We start from the raw sequence: 17,181 nt of genomic DNA on the forward strand, positions 1-17,181 counted from the left end.
GCCGTGATCCGGCGCGGTACGCGACACAGCGCCAACGGGAGCTTCCCGCACATGACTGACTTCTTTCCGCAATTCGCCCAGCAACTGGTCAACGGCCTGACGCTGGGTGCGATCTATGCGTTGATCGCCATCGGCTATTCGATGGTCTACGGCATCATCGGCATGATCAACTTCGCCCACGGCGAGATCTACATGATCGGCGCGTACGTGGGCCTCGTCACCCTCACGGCCATCGGCATCTCCGCCGGTTATCCGCTGCCGCTCGTGCTCGGCGCCGCACTGATCGTGTCGGTGATCGTCACCGGGCTGTACGGTTTCGCGGTCGAGCGCGTCGCGTATCGGCCGCTGCGCGGCGGCCCGCGCCTCGTGCCGCTGATCTCCGCGATCGGCATGTCGATCTTCCTGCAGAACTACGTGCAGATCGGCCAGGGCGCGCGCGACGTGTCGGTGCCGGTGCTGATCTCCGGCGCGTTCGACATTCATCTCGGCGGCGACTTCGACGTGACGGTTCCGTATGCGCGCCTGCTGATCGTCTGCGTGACGGTCGTGCTGATGATCGCGCTCACGCTGTTCATCTCGCATTCGCGGATGGGCCGTGCCTGCCGCGCGTGCGCCGAGGACATGAAGATGGCGAACCTGCTCGGCATCGACACGAACCGCGTGATCTCGTTCACGTTCGTGCTCGGCGCGATGCTGGCGGCCGTCGGCGGCGTGCTGATCGGGCTGACGATCGGCAAGCTGAACCCGTATATCGGCTTCGTCGCGGGTATCAAGGCGTTCACGGCCGCGGTGCTCGGCGGGATCGGCAGCATCCCGGGCGCGATGCTCGGCGGCGTGCTGCTGGGCCTCGCTGAAACCTTCGCCGCAGGCTACATGCCGGCCGAGTACAAGGACGTCGTTGCGTTCGGCCTGCTCGTGCTGATCCTGCTCTTCCGCCCGACCGGCCTGCTCGGCAAGTCGGACATCGAAAAGGTTTGAGGGAGACGCAGATGAGTACAGTCATTTCCGTTCGCCGCCCGGCCGCCGACGCTTCGATCGGCCAGGCGCTGAAAAATGCCGTGGCCGCCGCGTTCCTGACGGCGATCCTCACGATTCCGGTGCTCGGGCTGCAACTGAAGCTCGACGGCTATCAGGTGGTGCTCACGCCGCACTGGCGGCCGGTGTGGATCGCGGTCGCGGCCGTGTTCCTGTTCCAGTTGTTCAAGCCGTGGCTCGTGCGCGCGAAATCGGCGGTGAAGCTGCCGGCGATGCCCGCGATGGGCGCGCGGCAGCAGCGCGCGGTCGTATGGGTGCTGCTCGCGGTCGGGCTCGTGTGGCCGTTCTTCGGCTCGCGCGGCGCGGTGGACGTCGCGACGCTCGCGCTGATCTACGTGATCCTGGGCCTCGGGCTGAACATCGTGGTCGGTTTCGCGGGGCTGCTGGATCTCGGCTACGTCGGGTTCTACGCGGTCGGCGGCTACACGTACGCGATGCTGAACCAGTACTTCGGGCTGTCGTTCTGGGAGTGCCTGCCGCTCGCCGCGATCGCGGCCGCGACGTTCGGCTTCCTGCTCGGCTTCCCGGTGCTGCGGCTGCGCGGCGACTATCTCGCGATCGTCACGCTCGGCTTCGGCGAAATCATCCGCCTGCTCGCGAACAACCTGACGAGCCTCACGGGCGGCCCGGACGGCATCTCGGGCATCCCGAAGCCGACCGTGTTCGGCTACGAGATGGCGCGCAGCGCGAGCGTCGAAGGCGCGAAGACGTTCCACGAACTGATCGGGCTGGAATACAGCGGCGACCACGTGGTGATCTTCCTGTACCTGCTCGCGCTCGTGCTGGTCGGCTTCACGCTGTTCGTCACGAGCCGCCTGATCCGCATGCCGATGGGCCGTGCGTGGGAAGCGCTGCGCGACGACGAGATCGCGTGCCGTTCGCTGGGCCTGAACCCGACGCGCATCAAGCTGTCGGCGTTCACGCTCGGCGCGGCGTTCGCGGGCATCGGCGGCGCGTTCTTCGCGGCGCGCCAGGGCCTCGTGAATCCTGAATCGTTCACCTTCATCGAATCGGCGCTGATCCTCGCGATCGTCGTGCTCGGCGGGATGGGTTCGCAGCTCGGCGTGATTCTCGCGGCGATCCTGCTGACCGTGCTGCCGGAAGTCGCGCGCGGCTTCGCCGAGTACCGGATGCTGATCTTCGGTCTGGTGATGGTGTTGATGATGATGTGGCGTCCGCAGGGCCTGCTGCCCGCGAGCCGTCCCCACGTGGAGCTGCCGCAATGAGCGCACATGCAGAACTGTTGAAGGTCGCCGGGCTGCAGATGCGCTTCGGCGGGTTGCTCGCGGTGGACGGGATCGATTTCGACGTGCGCCGCGATGAAGTGTTCGCGATCATCGGGCCGAACGGCGCGGGCAAGACCACGGTGTTCAACTGCGTCGGCGGCTTCTACAAGCCGACCGGCGGCGATGTCGTGCTCGACGGCCATGCAATCGCGGGGCTGCCGAGCCACAAGATCGCGTTGAAGGGCCTCGTGCGGACGTTCCAGAACATCCGCCTGTTCAAGTCGCTGACCGTCGTCGAGAACCTGCTCGTCGCGCAGCACCGCAAGGTGAAGGCGGGGTTGCTGCCGGGCCTGTTCTCGACGCCCGCGTATCGCCGTGCCGAGAAGGAAGCGCTCGAGCGCGCGGCGGTGTGGCTCGACCGGATGGGGCTGACGTCGGTTGCCAACCGGCCGGCCGGCACGCTGTCGTACGGGCACCAGCGGCGCCTGGAGATTGCGCGCTGCATGATCACCGAGCCGCGCCTGCTGATGCTCGACGAGCCGGCGGCCGGCCTCAACCCGCAGGAGAAGGTCGAACTGCAGCACCTGATCGACAAGCTGCGCCGCGAGTTCGGCGTGTCGGTGCTGCTGATCGAACACGACATGAGCCTCGTGATGGGTGTGTCCGACCGCATCCTCGTGATGGAGCACGGCCGGCCGATCGTGATCGGCACGCCGGAAGCGGTCCGCAACGACCCGCGCGTGATCAAGGCGTATCTGGGGGAAGAGTGATGCTGAAGCTGGAACAGGTCCATACGCACTACGGCGCGGTCGAGGCGCTCGCGGGCGTGTCGATCGAGGTGAACAAGGGCGAGATCGTCACGCTGATCGGCAGCAACGGCGCCGGCAAGACGACGCTGATGATGACCGTGTGCGGCACGCCGCGCGCATCGTCGGGCCGCGTGCTGTTCGAGGGCAACGACATCACCGCGATGTCAACGCACCAGATCATGCGGCAGGGGATGGCGATCTCGCCGGAAGGGCGGCGCGTGTTCCCGAGCCTGACGGTGCTCGAGAACCTGAAGATGGGCGGCTTCTTCGCGAGCCGTCACGAGATCGACGACGGCATCGAGCACGTGTTCAAGCTGTTTCCGCGCCTGAAGGAGCGCGCGACGCAGCGGGCCGGCACGATGTCGGGCGGCGAGCAGCAGATGCTGGCGATCGGTCGTGCGCTGATGAGCAAGCCGCGCCTGCTGCTGCTCGACGAGCCGACGCTCGGCCTCGCGCCGCTCGTGATCGCGCAGATCTTCGACATCATCAGGACGATCCGCGACGAAGGCGTCACGGTGTTCCTCGTCGAGCAGAACGCGAACAAGGCGCTCGGCGTGGCCGATCGCGGCTACGTGCTCGAAACGGGGCGCGTGGTGCTCGCGGATACGGGTGCGAACCTGCTCGCGAACGACCGGATCAAGCAGGCGTATCTCGGCGGTTGATGCCGGAAAGCCGCCGGCCTGCAACGGGCCGGCGGCGTTTTTGTCTTCGCTTTCTCATGCAAGGCCGGTTCCGGCCTTGTCTTCACGGTCCGATCCTGAACGTGCTTTTCAGTACGTCGCGCAGATGCAGCGCGGCGCGATTGCGGTCGTCGGTCAGGACGGTGATCAGGTGCGGCGGCAGGTCGGGCAGCACGATCCCGGCGACGTGGCTCGTCAGGTTGCCGGACACGCGCTCGTGTTCGATGAGGCCGACCGCAAGGCCGTTGGCGATACAGGCTTCGACCGCCGGCGAACTGGCGCTCTCGAGCAGCAACCGGTGCGCGATCTTCGCCTTCTTCAGCGCGCTCAGCGCGGTGTCGCGGTACGGGCAGCCCTGCAATTGCACGGCGATCGGCAGCGGCGCGTCGGGATTGAACTTGAAGGTCCGCGCGGCCACCCACACCGGATGTGTCTTGCCGAGCAGCTCGCCGTGCGGCGGCGCTTTCGGTACGACGGCGATCGTGATGTCAAGCTGGCCGCGGGAGAACAGCGAGAGCAGCTCGTCGCTGGAACGCGCTTCGACCGTCAGTTCGAGCAACGGCCGATCGGCCGCGAAGCGGGGCAGGAATTCCGCCATGAAGTGCGCGGCGTACGAATCGGGAATGCCGAGCCGCAACTTGCCGGTCAGCATCTGCGGCGACAGCGATTCGACGAGCCGGTCGTGGCTCAGCAGAAACTCCGTGGTGTCGCTCAGCAGCTTGTGGCCGAACTGCGTGAGTTCGACCGCCTGGTTGTTTCGCGTGAACAGGCGCTGCGCGACCATTTCCTCGAGCTTCTGGATCTGCGCGGTGACCGACGACGGGCTGCGATTCACCTGGGCGGCCGCATCCTTGAAGCGGCCCAGCTTCGCGACGGCGTGGAAGGTACGCAGCAGGTCGACGTCCAGGGTACGGGGCATGATTTTGAAATTCCGAATCAGTGATTCAGGTAATGTCGATTGACGGAATTATTGGGCCTGCCTATTCTCGGGTCAACCGACAGGCCAACCGGCAGACAACGGCAGGCAGCCGGTCGGGCGTTGCGCGTATCCGGGGAATGATTCACGTCGATCAAGAACCCGCGCCTGTCCCCGGCAACCTTCCGAGAGCCGTCGCCCCATGCAGCTATTCCTGCTTCAGCTCGTTTTCGTGTTGTCGTGGAGTTCCGGCTTCATCGGCGCCAAGCTCGGCGCGGAGACGGCCGGCGCGTTCAACCTGCTGTTCTGGCGGTTCCTGCTCGTCACGCTGTGCCTGGCGATCGTTCTCAACCGGCAGCTCGGGCGCCTGACGTGGGAGAAGCTCCGCTACCACGCGGTGATCGGCTTCCTGTCGCAGTTTCTCTATCTGGCCTGCGTATACGTCGCGATCCAGCACGGCCTGCCGCCCGGCATCGCCGCGATCGTCGCCGCGTTGCAGCCGCTCATCACGGCCGCGATGACGGCGCTGGAGGGCAGCGAGCACAACGGGGCGCGCCAGTGGGCCGGCCTCGTCGTCGGGTTCGTCGGCGTGGGCATCGTGATCGGCGGGCAATATGCGCTGCCGGCCGGATCGGTCGGGCTCGTCATGTACCTGCTGCCGCTGGTGTCCGCGTCGGGGCTGTCGATCGCGACGATCTACCAGCGGCGCCGCGCGCTGACGGTCGCGCGCAGCAACGGGGACGGGTTGTGCCTGCCGCTGTTCGTGCAAGGCTGCGTGAGCCTGGTGCTGTTCGCGGCGAGCGGGATTGTCACGGGCGATCTGCACGTGCCGACCCAGCCGGATGTGTGGGTGTCCGTCGTGTGGCTGACGGTTTTCTCGACCTTCGTGGCCTACCTGTCGCTGTGGGCGCTGCTCAAGCGCATGCCCGCGACGCGCGTGGCGACCCTCGTTTATCTCGAACCGCCGGTGACGCTGACCTGGGCCGCGTGGATGTTCGGCGACAGCATCGCGGTGTCGACTTATCTCGGCATCGTCGTCGTCGCGATCGGTGTGTGGCTGGCCGGCAAGCCAGGCGAGCGGGCCACCCGGGCCCGGCGTGCCGGGATGGAAGCGGCCGGGCGCTGATGCGCTGGTTCTGCACGCGATTCCGGTGTAGCGTCGCGGTACTGTCACGACCTGTGAAGGAATCCGATGAAGGTCAAACGGATCGTCGCCAATATTGACTCACGATCAATCGACGACGCAAAGCGCTTCTACCAGCGGATCTTCGGCCTCGACTTGCTGATGGACCACGGCTGGATCGCGACCTATGGCAATGCCGAGCAGATGGACGTGCAGATCAGCTTCGCATCGCAGGGCGGGGCGGGTACGCCGACGCCCGATCTGTCGATCGAGGTCGACAACGTCGACGAAGCGCTCGCACGCGTGCATGCCGCCGGGATTCCCGTCGAATACGGCCCGGCTGACGAGCCTTGGGGCGTGCGGCGGTTTTACGTGCGCGATCCGTTCGGCAAGCTCGTCAACGTGCTCGCGCATCGTTGATACGGGATGCGGGGGCGGCTGGGGTTCACGTGTGCAACGCCAACCCCTTCACGGCCTTGTCGACCGCCTTTTTCGGCCCGCGCAACGCCAGCCCGACGAGGTCGGGATGCTCCGCATCGCCGGCACGAAAGACTTCGCGGTTGGCCGCGTCGTGCCCGGTCGAAAACATCGCGTGGACATAGGGCACGATCGTGAGTTCGCGCGACAGCGCCTGCCGGTGCGCGGCCTGCAGGCCGTTCAAATCGGCCGCGAACACCAGCATCGGCTGGCCCAGCATGCGGCCGTAGCGGCGTCCCGCCGCATCCTCGTAAGGCTCGCCGAGCGCTTCGGGCGCTTCAGCCGCGACGCCCGTCGCGAGAAACGCGACGACATTGAGTTTCTGCCACGCCGCGAGATCGTCGCGCACGATCAGCGCCACCTTGGTATCGAACATGATTGCTCCTCGTTGAAGCGCACATGATCGGATGCCGCGTGGGATCAGTCTGGAACGTTTGTGCACATTTGCCGGTACGCAGCCGGCGTGATCCGGTATGCGCGGCGGAACCAGCGGCCGAGGTGGCTCTGGTCGGCGAAGCCGACGTCGGCCGCGACCTGCGCGGGTGTGCGGCCGGTGGCCAGCAGGCGGCGCGCGGCGCGTAGCCGCAAGCGCACCAGGTATGCGTGCGGCGACGTGCCGTACGCGCGCTGGAACAGCCGCGTCAGCCGGAACCGGTCGATTCCGGTGAGATCGACGAGTGCGTCGAGGCCGATATCGTCGCTCATGCGCGCATGCAGCAGATCGCGTGCGCGGGCAATCGCGGGCGCGACGGCATTGCCGCCGCTCGCGAGCGGGGCGCGCAATTCGCCGCCGAGCCGCGTCAGCAGGCGGTCGAGCGCCTGGTCGCGTGCGAGCTTGCCCTCGTTGCCGTGGAGCGCGACGAACGCCTGCCGGATCGTGTCGACGAGGCCGCGATCGTCGACCAGCGTGTGGCCGAACGCGGCTTCGACGCCGCCGAGGCCCGGCAGATCCAGCCGGCGTGCCGCTCGCTCGACCCATGCCTGCGGGAGGTACAGCATTCCATACGTGAAGCCGCCCGCTTCGGGCGCGTGGCCATCGTGCAGCGCGCCCGGCTCGATCAGGATCGCGCGGCCCGGCACGCTCGTATGCACCGACCGGTGGCACTGGAATTGCTGCACGCCCTGTTCGGTGAAGCCGACCAGCATGTCGTCGTGATCGTGCGCATCGTATGCATGGCCGCTGAAATGCGCATGCAGGCTTTCGATGCCGGTGTCCGCATCGCGCCGAGCGACGAGCCAGTGGTCGCGCGTGTCGCTGCCGTTCGTCGCCGTGTCCATCTCCATCGCTCGTTTCGTGCCGCGTCGTGACGTGTCCTGCAGTGTACGCCGATGCCGCCCGCTCACGCGTCGTTCGTCACCGCCTGTTCGTCCCGCGCGTATTGCGCCGGCGGCCGCCCGACGTGGCGCGTGAACGCGACCGTGAACGTGCTCGCCGAACTGTAGCCGACGCGCCCCGCGATCTCGGCGATGCGGCCTTCATTGCGCCGGAGCAGGTTCTTCGCGAGCGCCATGCGCCACGTGAGCAGGTATTCCATCGGCGCGACGCCGACCGCGCGGTTGAAGCGTTCGAAGAAAGTCGAGCGCGACAGTGCCGCTTCCTTCGCGAGTTCGACGACCGTCCACGGATGCGCGGGGCGTGCGTGCATCCCGCGGAGCGCGGCCGCGAGCCGGTTGTCGGCCAGCCCGCGCATGAGGCCGGGCGACGCGTTCGTGTCGGTCGTGAACCGCAGCGCCTCGATCAGCAGCACCTCCAGCAGCCGCGCCAGCACGATTTCGCGCGCGGGCCGCTGTGCGCGCGATTCGTCGCGCACCAGTTGCACGAGCGTGGTCAACCGCGGTTCGCCGCGCACGTGCACGAATTGCGGCAGCAGCGACACCAGCAGTGCCGCGTCGGGTGAACCGAAGCTGCAGTTGCCGGCCATCATCCGCGTGTCGACCGGGTTGCCCGGATCGCCGATCCGGTATTCGCCGTTGTCGAGCGCGACCGGCGGCGCGGTTTCGACGCCCGGCGGCGGCGGTTCGAGGCTCGACATCGCGACGCCGTAGGCGGCCGGAATCAGCACGAAATCGCCGGGCAGCAGTTCGATCGGCGCGTGCCCGTCGATCGCGATCCGGCACCCGCCATCGAGGATCGCGCAATAGAACGGCTCGCCGGCGACCGTGCGGCTGATCGACCACGGGCTCGCACCGTGAACGGACTTGGAGTACCGCGCGCCCGGTTGCAGCAGCGTCACGACTTCGGTCAGTGGGTCGATCATTGTCGGACGCTCGCAAAAGAAAATCGGATTTCCGATTGTAGCGAATACGGATCCGGCCATCTATCGTACGGACACATGCCCAACACACCTCAGGAGTTCGCATGAAGACCGTACTGATCACCGGCTGTTCCTCCGGCTTCGGCCTCGAGATCGCCCGCCATTTCCTCGCACGCGACTGGCAGGTCGTCGCGACGATGCGCACGCCGGACGCGGCCGTGCTGCCGCCTTCGGCGCACCTGCGCGTGCTGGCGCTCGACGTGACGAACGCGGACAGCATCCGTGCCGCGATCGACGCGGCGGGCCCGATCGACGTGCTCGTCAACAACGCGGGTTTCGGCGCGGCCGCGCCGGCCGAGCTCATGCCGTTCGATACGGTGCGTGCGCTGTTCGAGACCAACACGCTCGGCACGATCGCAGTCACGCAGGCCGTGCTGCCGCAGTTTCGCGAGCGCGGGGCCGGCGTGGTCGTGAACGTCACGTCGAGCGTCACGCTGAAGGCGTTGCCGCTGGTCGGCGCGTATCGCGCGAGCAAGGCGGCAGTCAATGCGTACACCGAATCGATGGCGGTCGAACTCGAACCGTTCGGCGTGCGCGCGCATCTGGTGCTGCCGGGCCGGGCGCCGGACACGCGTTTCGGCGACAACGCGCGCGCGCACATGCATGGCTTCGAACACGACGCGTATGCGGAGTTTGTCGGGAAGGCCGTCGCGCGGATGCTCGATGCATCGGGGCCGATCACCCATGCGCAGGACGTCGCCGAAGCCGTGTGGCGCGCGGCGACCGATCCGTCGAGCCCGATGCGCATTCCGGCCGGCGCGGATGCCGAAGCGTGGGCGGCCGAGGCGCGTTGATCGATCGGAAATTCGTCGCGCCGGTCGGTCGAGCCGGCGCGACGGATTGCGTGATGCGGGGAAGGGCGTTACCGCGCGCCGTCACAACGCCCGTTCGATCGCCTGCCCCAGCAGCGCCAGGCCGAGATCGATCTCTTCCTCGCTGACAGTCAGCGGCGGCGCGATCCGGAACACGCCGCCCATGCCGGGCAACTGCACGATGTTCATGCTGAGCCCGAGGTTCATGCATTCGCGCGTGATCTTCGCGCCGAGCCCGTCCGCCGGTTCCTTCGTCCGGCGATCCTTGACGATCTCGACACCGAGCAGCAGCCCGCGTCCGCGCACGTCGCCGATGCAGTCGAAACGCTCCATCAGGTCGAGCAGGCCGCGCCGCAGCCGCTCGCCCATCACGTTCGCCCGAGCGACGAGCCCGTCGCGCTGAACGACGTCCAGCACGCGCAGGCCGACGGCCGCCGGCAGCGGGTCCGACACGTGCGTCGTGTAGAACAGGTAGCCGAGTTCGTGCGCGCGTTCCTCGATCGCCGCGGACGTCACCATGGCCGCGAGCGGCAGCCCGGCGCCGAGCGTCTTCGACAGCGTCAGGATGTCGGGCGTCACGCCGTCGCGCTGGCACGCGAACATCGTGCCGGTGCGCCCGACGCCCGTCTGCGCTTCGTCGAGGATCAGCAGCATCCCGCGTTCCTCGCACTTGCGCTTGAGCGCCGCCATATAGCCTTCCGGCAGCTCGATGATCCCGCCCGAACTGAGGATCGGCTCCGCGATGAACGCGGCGAGGTTGCCGCTCGACTGGCGGTCGATCAGGTCGAACGCGTAGTCGAGTTCGGCGAGATAGTCGTACGTGCCGTTGCGCTCGAAGCGCGGCCGGTAGGTGAACGGTGCGGGAATCGCGAACGAGCCGACGGCGGCCGGGCCGACGCCCTTGCGGCCGGCGCTGTACGTGGCCGATGCGGCGGCGCCCGTCATCCCGTGCCACGACTGCGCGAAGCCGACGATCTCGTACTTGCCGGTGACGAGCTTCGCCATCCGGATCGCCGCTTCGTTCGATTCCGCGCCGGTGCTGAGCAGCAGCGCGCGATCGAGCCCGTCGGGCGTGATGTCGGCGAGGCGCGTCGCGAGATCGACGACCGGCCGCGACAGCATCCCGCTGAACAGATGGTCGAGCTTGCCCGCGTATTCGCCGATCACGGAGACGATCTCCGGATGGCTGTGGCCGAGCACCGCGCTCATCTGCCCCGACGTGAAATCGAGGATCGCGCGGCCGTCGGCGTCGTAGACGAAGCTGCCTTTCGCGCGCTCGATGATCATCGGCTCGAACGTGCCGCCGTAGCGGACCAGGTGCTGCCTGGCGTTGCGCCAGAAGGTCGGGTCGTCGTTCAGGGACATCGGGCGTCTCCGGGCAAAAGGGCAGGGATCGCTTGCAGTCTAGGCGTGTGTCTGGTTTGATGGAAACGAATAGTTCTTATGCAAGGTAGAAAAGGAGCTAATACCTTGGGGCTTTCGCTTGAAATCGACCTGCTGCGCTCGTTCGTCGTGATCGCGGAGGTGCGTGCGCTCAGCCGCGCGGCCGCGCGTGTCGGCCGCACCCAGTCCGCGCTCAGCCAGCAGATGAAGCGGCTCGAGGAGGCCGTCGACCAGCCGCTGTTCCAGCGCACCGGGCGCGGCGTGGTGCTGACCCATCCGGGCGAGCGGCTGCTCGTGCATGCGCAGCGCATCCTGCGGCTGCACGACGAGGCGATGGCCGACCTGTGCGGCACGGGGTTGTCGGGGACGATCCGCTTCGGGTGCCCGGACGATTACGCGGAGGTGTGGCTGCCGTCGCTGCTGCGGCAGTTTTCGAGCCAGCATCCGCAGGCGATCGTCGAGGTCGTGTGCGGGCCGACGCCGCGGCTCGTCGAACAGCTGGAGAAACGCGCGGTCGACCTGGCGATGATTTCATTGCCGGACGACGGCGCGAACGACGACATCATTCGCCGCGAGCAACTGGTCTGGATCGGCTATCCGGGGCTGGAACCCGGGCATTTCGATCCGCTGCCGCTTGCTTTGTCCGATCGCGACACGCTCGACCACATCGCGGCCTGCGAGGCGCTGGAGCGCGCCGGCCGTCACTACCGCGTCGCCTACGCGAGCAGCAGTCTCGCGGGGCTGATTGCGCTGGTGCGTTCGGGGCAGGCGTTCGCGGTGATTACGCAGACGGCGGTACCGGCCGACCTGGCGATCGTCACCGGCGATCCGCGCCTGCCGCCGTTGCCTGCCGTGGGCATTACGCTGAGGTTCGATCGCAAGCGGCCGTCGCACCTGACGGCGGCGTTCGCCGAGCATATCCGGCTCACGCTGCCGCTGTTGTGATGCGCGCGGCCGCCGCGCCGCGGCGTCACTCGACCGTCGACGAAGCCGACACCCGTGCCGGGTCATGCGCTTCCGGTGCCGCCTCCACCCCCGCCACCCCCGCCTCCACATCACGCACGCGGATCGCCGCCTGCATGCCCGACAACTTGAGTTCGGTTTCCTGATATTCGTTGACCGGCTCGGAATCGGCGACGATGCCGCAGCCCGCGAACAGCCGGCAGGCCCCGCCGTCGACCAGCGCGGAGCGCAGCGCGACGATGAAGTCGCCGTTGCCGTGCGCGTCGATCCAGCCGACGGGCGCCGCATACCAGCCGCGATCGAATCCTTCATGCGCGCGGATGTGGTCGAGCGCCGCGTCGCGCGGATGGCCGGCCACCGCCGGCGTCGGGTGCAGCGCCGCGATGACCTGCAAGAGCGTCGCGTCCGCCTTCAGCGTCGCGCGGATCGGCGTGCTCAGGTGCTGCAGCCTCGGCAGCCGGTGCAGCGACGGTTCCGGGGGCACGTCGAGCACGCGCGACAGCGGCGTGAGCGCGGCGCGGATCGCGTCGACGACGAGCGCGTGTTCGAGCCGCTCCTTGGCGGAAGCCATCAGGGCCGCGCCGAGTGCGCGATCGTCGTCGGGCGTGGCGCCGCGCCGGATCGTCCCGGCCAGCGCATGCGTGCGCACGTCGCCGGCCGCGACACGCGCGAGCCGTTCCGGCGTGGCGCCGACGAAGCAGGCGCCTTCACGGCGGACCGCGAACAGGTGCGCGTGCGCGTCGCGCGTGCGCAGCCGGCGCAGCAGCGGCGCGATGGCAACGGGCCGCGCGTACTGTTCGAGCACGTCGCGCGCGAGCACGACCTTGCCGAACGCGCCGCCGTGGATCGCGTCCACCGCGCGCCGGACTTCGTGCTGCCATTCGCTCGCCTGCAGCGCCTGCGTGTGCAGCAGATGCGGTGCAGCGTCGTCGCGGGCGGCCGCGAGCGTGCCGAGCGACTCGATGCGCGCGAGACACGCATGCGCGAGCGCGGCCGGATCGTCGTGCGCGGCGACGACGTGCTGACAGACGGCCCAGTGCGCGTCGCCTTCGCGCACGATCAGCAGCGTCGCCACCGTCATGCTGGCGTCGGGAAACGGCGCCCAGTGCGCGCTGCGCGCGCCGCGCGGATCGAACCGGAAGCCGCCGACGGCGCGCGGCGGCTGCGGGCCGGCCGTCACGGCATCGCGAACGAGCGTGCGCCAGCGCGCATCGATCTGCGCGAAGCGCGTGTCGCCGGTGGCGGTCAGTTCGAGCGCACTGTCCCAGCCGAACAGCGTGACGGATGCATCGCCGGCTTCGTGGAAGAACCACGGCGTGGCCCCGTCGTCCCACGCGGCGATCAGGTCGAAGAAGTCGAGCGGCCGCACCGGCACCGACACCGACGCGAGCGTCGGCGTGCCGGTGTCGGCGGCGCGGCGGGCCGCACGGGCGAACGTGTCGTGCAGCAGCGGGAGGCCGGCGTTCATGCGAGCCCCCGTTGCCGGCGCCAGTGCTGCGTCTGTTGCGCGATGTACCACGCGATCAGGCCGGCGAACAGCGTCTCGACGTAGTCGCCGTCGAGGCCCGCCTGTTCGGCCCAGCGGCGCCGGTCGGGCAGCATCGCGGCCACCCGTTCCGGCGCGGCGATGCTCGCTTCGTCGGGCTTGAAGCGCGATGCGGCCTTCACGTATTGCATGCGCCGGCCGAGCGCGTCGATGATGTCGGCGTCCAGGCGATCGATGGCTTCGCGAATGTCGGGCAGCCCCGTGCAGGCGTCCGGTGTTTTCATGTGTACTCCTTTCCGTAACGAAGGGATTGGTCGATCCGTTCGACCAGATGCGCGATCAGCGCCGGGTACTGGTGCCGCAGGTAGAAGTGGTCGCCGCTGAACGTCTCGATGCGGATCGGGCGCGACGCGACGTCCTGCCACGCGCGCGCTTCGTCGTCGTCGAGCTCGGAATCGGCAAGCGGCAGCATCACGCCGAGCGGCGTGTCGAGCCGCGGCGGCCGGTCGCGGCGATACGTCTCGATCGCACGGTAGTCGTGGCGGATCATCGGCAGGTAGATCGCGCGCATCTCCGGATCGGCGAGCAGCGCGGCGTGCTCGCCGGACAGCCGGGCGACATCGGCCACGAGCGCGTCGTCGGATTGCAGGTGCAGATCGGACAGGCGCTGACGATGCGGCGGCGGCAACGCGGATACGGCCAGGTAAAGCGGTGCCGCGCCGCGCGCCTCGAGCCGCACCGCCACCTCGTACGCGAGCGCCGCGCCGAGGCTGTGCCCGAACAGCACGAGCGGCGCGTGCGCATAGCGTTGCAGCGCGTCGGCGGCGGGGCCGGCGAGGGCGTCGATCGTCGTCAGGCACGGTTCGCCGAAGCGTTCCTCGCGGCCCGGATACTGCAGCGCGAGCAGGTCGACGTCCCATGGCAGCGCGCGGCTCCAGTTGCGAAAGAAATTCGCGGTGCCGCCTGCATGCGGGAAACACACGAGCTGCGCGCGCGGGCACGGCGACAGGCGCAGCTCGCGGATCCAGTTCGAACCGGTCGGTCGCGCGCTCATGCGGCCGCCGCCTGCAACTGGCGGCGCAGCAGGTCGCGCAGCGATTTCTTGCTGGTCTTGCCGATGCCGGTTTCCGGGAAGCGCGGCATGAACTCGATGCGATCGGGAATCTTGAAGGCGGCGAGCCCGCAGTCGCGCAGGTAGCGTTTCAGCACCAGCCTGGACGGCGCGGGTGCGCGTGCGACGACGAACGCGCACGTGCGCTCGCCGAGCAGCGGGTCGGGCATCGCGACCACCGCCGCGTCATGCACCTGCGGGTGCGCGAGCAGCAGGTTCTCCACTTCCTCGGCGGAGACCTTCTCGCCGCCGCGATTGATCTGGTCCTTGTCGCGGCCTTCGACGACGAGGTCGCCGTCGGCGGTGCGCCGCACGCGGTCGCCGCTGCGATAGAAGCCGTCGGCCGTGAACGCGGTTGCGTTGTGCTCGGCGAGCCGGTAGTAGCCGCGTATCGTGTACGGGCCGCGCACCTGCAACTCGCCGATCTCGCCGGGTGCGACCGGTTCGCCGGCGTCGTCGACGATGCGCACTTCGTCGCCGTCCGACACGGGTCGGCCCTGCGTATGCGCGATCCGTTCGGGCGAATCGTCGAGCCGCGTGCAGCAGATGAGCCCTTCGGCCATCCCGAACACCTGTTGCAGCCGGCAGCCGAGCACGGGCGTCACGCGCGCGGCCGCGTGGTCCATCAACCGCGCGCCGCCGACCTGCAGCACGCGCAGGCTCGACAGGTCGGCCCGGCGTTGCGGCTGTTCGTCGAGCCACAGCAGCGCGAGCGGCGGCACGAGCGCGGTATGCGTGACGCGTTCCTGCGCGATCAGCGCGAAGCTCTGTTCGGGCTCGGGCCGCCCGGTTGCGACCACGCGGCCGCCCGCGAGCAGCGCACCGATCGTGCCGGGGCAGCACAGCGTGAAGTTGTGCGCCATCGGCAGCGCGGCGAGATAGACGGTGCCGGCGTCGAATCCGCTCGCGACGCTGCACGCACGCACGTTGTACAGGTATTCGCGATGGCGGCGCGGGATCAGCTTCGGCGTGCCGGTCGTGCCGCCCGACAGCTGGAAGCACGCGATGTCGTCGCCGCGTGCCGCGCATTCGCGCAGCGGCGGCGCGTCGTACAGCGCGTCGAATGGTGTGAACGCGTGATCGTTGCCGTCCATCACGACGTGCTCGAGCGTCGGGCAGTCGGCCTGCAACGCGGCCGCGAGCGGCCGGCAGTCGAACTCGCCGAGTTGTGCCGCGCACAGATACGCGCGCGCGCCGGCGAAGCGGCAGAACGCGCCGATCTCGTAGTGCCGGTGGGCAGGCAGCGCGAGCACCGGCCGCACCCCGAGCTGGAACAGCGCGAAGCAGGTTTCGATGAAGCGTGCGCCGTTCGGCAGATGGACGACGACCGCGTCGCCGCGCACCAGGCCCAGACGCGCGAGGCCGCCCGCAAGCTGGCGGATGCGCGCCAGCAGGTCGCGATAGCCGAGCCGGCAGGTGCCGTCAACGACCGCGAGCGCGTCGGGGGCGCGCTGCGCTTGCGCGTCGAGCGCCTCGAAGAACGTCGTGTCCTGCCAGTAGCCGGCGTCGCGATAGCGGTGCGCGAAGTCGTCGGGCCAGTCGGGCGCGTCGGCCGGGATGGCCGGCGCCACGGAGGGAAGGGAAGAGTGCATGCGCTGACCTTGGGTTCCGGCAAGTTGTCAAAAAATGTAAATGAGAGGTATTATCATTTGTAACAAGTGCCGCGATAACGTCGTTTCTTTCGATATCGCGGCAATTTCATTCGATCGGGCGCCTGTCGCGCGGCGCCCGCCCGGCCCGGCCGGAGAATCGGCCGGTTGCCGCCGGCGCGCGCCGGGCCGCGCGTGCCGCCTAACCAACGGACCTCCGATGAGCTCGACCTCCTTCGCTTCGTCACGACGTCACCCGCCGGTGCTCGTGCCCGGCAATCATCCGGGCGTGGTGCACATCGACGCGGGCATGAAACTCATGAGCGGCACGCTGTGCTCGGACAGCCGCGACTGGTACGAGGAGCCGCTCGAAAAAGGGCTGAAGCTCGTCCTCGTGCAGAGCGGGCAGTTGCGCTGCCGCGTGCCGGGCCAGCCCGAGCAGTGCATCAAGGGGCCGGGCCTGTGCGTGATCGCCAACGACGGCGAATTCACGACGCACCAGATCTACGACCGCGACGTGCCGCTGCGCTACACGATCGTGCAGCTCGGCCTCGATGCGCTCGACCGCAACCTGAGCCTGTTGCCGGAGAAGATGCTCGCGCCGACGGGCGGCGATCCGCGCATCGTCAGTTGCCCGGCATCGAAGGCGCTGCAGGCGCTCGCGGTACAGATCGCGACGTGCCCGTTCGAGGGCGCGGTGCGCGAGTACTACCTGAAGGCCAAGGCGTTCGAGCTGACCGCGCTGAGCGCGCAGCTGCTGGCGACGCAGCGGCAGTTCGCGCCGGCCGACGTGCGCGTCACGTCGTCGGACGTCGAGCGCGTGTACGCGGCGAGCGACATCCTCACGCGCGAACTCCAGCAGCCGCCGACGCTCGATGCGCTCGCGGGCCGGGTGGGGATGAATTCGCGCAAGCTGACGGCCGGCTTCCGCAAGGTGTTCGGCACGAGCGTGTATGCGTACCTGCAGGAATACCGGCTGCGGACCGCGCACGCGATGCTGTGCGCGGAGGACGCGAACGTGTCGACCGTGGCGTACCGCGTCGGCTACAGCCCCGCGCATTTCTCGATCGCGTTCCGCAAGCGCTACGGCATTTCGCCGAGCGACATTCGCGCATCGTCGAACGCGATCGACGATGCCGAACTGGAGAGCGCGGCAATCTAAAACAACTGACCGGCCGCCTAAAGCAATCGACCGGGCTCATGGGCGCGAATGAGATAGATTCTCATTCACGGGTGGCCGCCGCCGCGCGGATCCG

Annotated in this window: 18 protein-coding genes; 9 read left to right on the forward strand and 9 right to left on the reverse strand. The window is 68.5% G+C overall.

What is annotated here, in order from left to right:
- Window positions 1-51: 51 nt before the first annotated feature.
- Genes livH through E9536_RS18460 form a run of 4 tightly spaced genes read left to right on the forward strand, consistent with a single transcriptional unit; the run spans window position 52 to window position 3,732 of the window.
- The gene (livH, locus tag E9536_RS18445; RefSeq protein WP_119336947.1) at window positions 52-978 is read left to right on the forward strand and encodes a high-affinity branched-chain amino acid ABC transporter permease LivH; all 927 of its coding nucleotides are present in this window, start codon (window positions 52-54) and stop codon (window positions 976-978) included.
- 11 nt (window positions 979-989) lie between these two features.
- A complete protein-coding gene (locus tag E9536_RS18450; protein ID WP_027789673.1) occupies window positions 990-2,261 on the forward strand; it encodes a high-affinity branched-chain amino acid ABC transporter permease LivM in 1,272 nt (423 codons plus the stop codon).
- Entirely contained in the window at window positions 2,258-3,031 is a 774-nt protein-coding gene (livG, locus tag E9536_RS18455) for a high-affinity branched-chain amino acid ABC transporter ATP-binding protein LivG (protein ID WP_027789672.1), read from the forward strand. Before E9536_RS18450 ends, livG begins: the two co-directional genes overlap by 4 nt.
- On the forward strand, window positions 3,031-3,732 hold the full coding sequence (locus E9536_RS18460; RefSeq protein ID WP_011694813.1) for an ABC transporter ATP-binding protein: 702 nt from the start codon (window positions 3,031-3,033) through the stop codon (window positions 3,730-3,732). The genes livG and E9536_RS18460 overlap by 1 nt, the downstream gene beginning before the upstream one ends.
- A gap of 82 nt (window positions 3,733-3,814) precedes the next feature.
- Here the strand turns inward: E9536_RS18460 and E9536_RS18465 are convergent, their stop codons facing one another.
- On the reverse strand, window positions 3,815-4,669 hold the full coding sequence (locus E9536_RS18465) for a LysR substrate-binding domain-containing protein (protein ID WP_060086186.1): 855 nt from the start codon (window positions 4,667-4,669) through the stop codon (window positions 3,815-3,817).
- Between the two features lie 199 nt (window positions 4,670-4,868).
- Here E9536_RS18465 and E9536_RS18470 point away from each other — a divergent pair, with 199 nt between their 5' ends.
- Together E9536_RS18470 and E9536_RS18475 are read left to right on the forward strand one after the other, a co-directional pair.
- A complete protein-coding gene (locus E9536_RS18470; protein ID WP_136470351.1) occupies window positions 4,869-5,792 on the forward strand; it encodes a DMT family transporter in 924 nt (307 codons plus the stop codon).
- Between the two features lie 66 nt (window positions 5,793-5,858).
- Window positions 5,859-6,209 (forward strand): VOC family protein, encoded by a 351-nt coding sequence (locus tag E9536_RS18475; protein WP_136470352.1) that lies wholly within the window; start codon window positions 5,859-5,861, stop codon window positions 6,207-6,209.
- A gap of 25 nt (window positions 6,210-6,234) precedes the next feature.
- Here E9536_RS18475 and E9536_RS18480 read toward each other — a convergent pair whose 3' ends face one another.
- The 3 genes from E9536_RS18480 to E9536_RS18490 form a co-directional block, all read right to left on the reverse strand.
- Entirely contained in the window at window positions 6,235-6,642 is a 408-nt protein-coding gene (locus E9536_RS18480) for a DUF2000 domain-containing protein (RefSeq protein WP_021161420.1), read from the reverse strand.
- Window positions 6,643-6,686: 44 nt separating this feature from the next.
- On the reverse strand, window positions 6,687-7,544 hold the full coding sequence (locus E9536_RS18485; protein WP_136470401.1) for an AraC family transcriptional regulator: 858 nt from the start codon (window positions 7,542-7,544) through the stop codon (window positions 6,687-6,689).
- 62 nt (window positions 7,545-7,606) lie between these two features.
- Window positions 7,607-8,584: an AraC family transcriptional regulator gene (locus E9536_RS18490; RefSeq protein WP_136470353.1), complete on the reverse strand. Its 978-nt coding sequence runs from the start codon at window positions 8,582-8,584 to the stop codon at window positions 7,607-7,609.
- A 41-nt stretch (window positions 8,585-8,625) separates the two neighbouring features.
- On the opposite strand from E9536_RS18490, the gene E9536_RS18495 reads away from it, so the two are divergent.
- A complete protein-coding gene (locus E9536_RS18495) occupies window positions 8,626-9,375 on the forward strand; it encodes an SDR family oxidoreductase (protein WP_059698358.1) in 750 nt (249 codons plus the stop codon).
- Between the two features lie 81 nt (window positions 9,376-9,456).
- Here E9536_RS18495 and E9536_RS18500 read toward each other — a convergent pair whose 3' ends face one another.
- A complete protein-coding gene (locus tag E9536_RS18500; protein WP_059698356.1) occupies window positions 9,457-10,758 on the reverse strand; it encodes an aspartate aminotransferase family protein in 1,302 nt (433 codons plus the stop codon).
- Between the two features lie 78 nt (window positions 10,759-10,836).
- Here E9536_RS18500 and E9536_RS18505 point away from each other — a divergent pair, with 78 nt between their 5' ends.
- Window positions 10,837-11,721 (forward strand): LysR family transcriptional regulator, encoded by an 885-nt coding sequence (locus E9536_RS18505; RefSeq protein WP_136470354.1) that lies wholly within the window; start codon window positions 10,837-10,839, stop codon window positions 11,719-11,721.
- 25 nt (window positions 11,722-11,746) lie between these two features.
- Here the strand turns inward: E9536_RS18505 and E9536_RS18510 are convergent, their stop codons facing one another.
- The 4 genes from E9536_RS18510 to E9536_RS18525 are packed head-to-tail and all read right to left on the reverse strand — an operon-like array spanning window position 11,747 to window position 15,928.
- Entirely contained in the window at window positions 11,747-13,207 is a 1,461-nt protein-coding gene (locus E9536_RS18510; protein WP_136470355.1) for an isochorismate synthase, read from the reverse strand.
- Window positions 13,204-13,509, reverse strand: coding sequence for an isochorismate lyase (locus tag E9536_RS18515; protein WP_021163799.1), 306 nt, complete (start codon window positions 13,507-13,509; stop codon window positions 13,204-13,206). Before E9536_RS18515 ends, E9536_RS18510 begins: the two co-directional genes overlap by 4 nt.
- On the reverse strand, window positions 13,506-14,279 hold the full coding sequence (locus tag E9536_RS18520) for an alpha/beta fold hydrolase (protein WP_059709437.1): 774 nt from the start codon (window positions 14,277-14,279) through the stop codon (window positions 13,506-13,508). The genes E9536_RS18515 and E9536_RS18520 overlap by 4 nt, the downstream gene beginning before the upstream one ends.
- Window positions 14,276-15,928 carry an AMP-binding protein gene (locus tag E9536_RS18525; RefSeq protein ID WP_136470356.1) on the reverse strand — a complete coding sequence of 551 codons (1,653 nt, stop codon included), beginning with the start codon at window positions 15,926-15,928 and terminating at the stop codon, window positions 14,276-14,278. Before E9536_RS18525 ends, E9536_RS18520 begins: the two co-directional genes overlap by 4 nt.
- A 217-nt stretch (window positions 15,929-16,145) precedes the next feature.
- Here E9536_RS18525 and E9536_RS18530 point away from each other — a divergent pair, with 217 nt between their 5' ends.
- Window positions 16,146-17,087: an AraC family transcriptional regulator gene (locus tag E9536_RS18530; protein WP_021163802.1), complete on the forward strand. Its 942-nt coding sequence runs from the start codon at window positions 16,146-16,148 to the stop codon at window positions 17,085-17,087.
- Window positions 17,088-17,181: the final 94 nt, after the last annotated feature.

It is taken from the genome of Burkholderia sp. LS-044, assembly GCF_004803625.1.
Taxonomy (GTDB): Bacteria; Pseudomonadota; Gammaproteobacteria; order Burkholderiales; family Burkholderiaceae; genus Burkholderia; species Burkholderia cepacia.

Bases quoted from the DNA above. Each gene is read 5' to 3' on its own strand.
- livH (WP_119336947.1), top strand. From the start codon at position 52: ATGACTGACTTCTTTCCGCAATTCGCCCAGCAACTGGTCAACGGCCTG.
- E9536_RS18450 (WP_027789673.1), top strand. From the start codon at position 990: ATGAGTACAGTCATTTCCGTTCGCCGCCCGGCCGCCGACGCTTCGATC.
- livG (WP_027789672.1), top strand. From the start codon at position 2,258: ATGAGCGCACATGCAGAACTGTTGAAGGTCGCCGGGCTGCAGATGCGC.
- E9536_RS18460 (WP_011694813.1), top strand. From the start codon at position 3,031: ATGCTGAAGCTGGAACAGGTCCATACGCACTACGGCGCGGTCGAGGCG.
- E9536_RS18465 (WP_060086186.1), bottom strand. From the start codon at position 4,669: ATGCCCCGTACCCTGGACGTCGACCTGCTGCGTACCTTCCACGCCGTC.
- E9536_RS18470 (WP_136470351.1), top strand. From the start codon at position 4,869: ATGCAGCTATTCCTGCTTCAGCTCGTTTTCGTGTTGTCGTGGAGTTCC.
- E9536_RS18475 (WP_136470352.1), top strand. From the start codon at position 5,859: ATGAAGGTCAAACGGATCGTCGCCAATATTGACTCACGATCAATCGAC.
- E9536_RS18480 (WP_021161420.1), bottom strand. From the start codon at position 6,642: ATGTTCGATACCAAGGTGGCGCTGATCGTGCGCGACGATCTCGCGGCG.
- E9536_RS18485 (WP_136470401.1), bottom strand. From the start codon at position 7,544: ATGGACACGGCGACGAACGGCAGCGACACGCGCGACCACTGGCTCGTC.
- E9536_RS18490 (WP_136470353.1), bottom strand. From the start codon at position 8,584: ATGGCCGGATCCGTATTCGCTACAATCGGAAATCCGATTTTCTTTTGC.
- E9536_RS18495 (WP_059698358.1), top strand. From the start codon at position 8,626: ATGAAGACCGTACTGATCACCGGCTGTTCCTCCGGCTTCGGCCTCGAG.
- E9536_RS18500 (WP_059698356.1), bottom strand. From the start codon at position 10,758: ATGTCCCTGAACGACGACCCGACCTTCTGGCGCAACGCCAGGCAGCAC.
- E9536_RS18505 (WP_136470354.1), top strand. From the start codon at position 10,837: ATGCAAGGTAGAAAAGGAGCTAATACCTTGGGGCTTTCGCTTGAAATC.
- E9536_RS18510 (WP_136470355.1), bottom strand. From the start codon at position 13,207: ATGAACGCCGGCCTCCCGCTGCTGCACGACACGTTCGCCCGTGCGGCC.
- E9536_RS18515 (WP_021163799.1), bottom strand. From the start codon at position 13,509: ATGAAAACACCGGACGCCTGCACGGGGCTGCCCGACATTCGCGAAGCC.
- E9536_RS18520 (WP_059709437.1), bottom strand. From the start codon at position 14,279: ATGAGCGCGCGACCGACCGGTTCGAACTGGATCCGCGAGCTGCGCCTG.
- E9536_RS18525 (WP_136470356.1), bottom strand. From the start codon at position 15,928: ATGCACTCTTCCCTTCCCTCCGTGGCGCCGGCCATCCCGGCCGACGCG.
- E9536_RS18530 (WP_021163802.1), top strand. From the start codon at position 16,146: ATGAGCTCGACCTCCTTCGCTTCGTCACGACGTCACCCGCCGGTGCTC.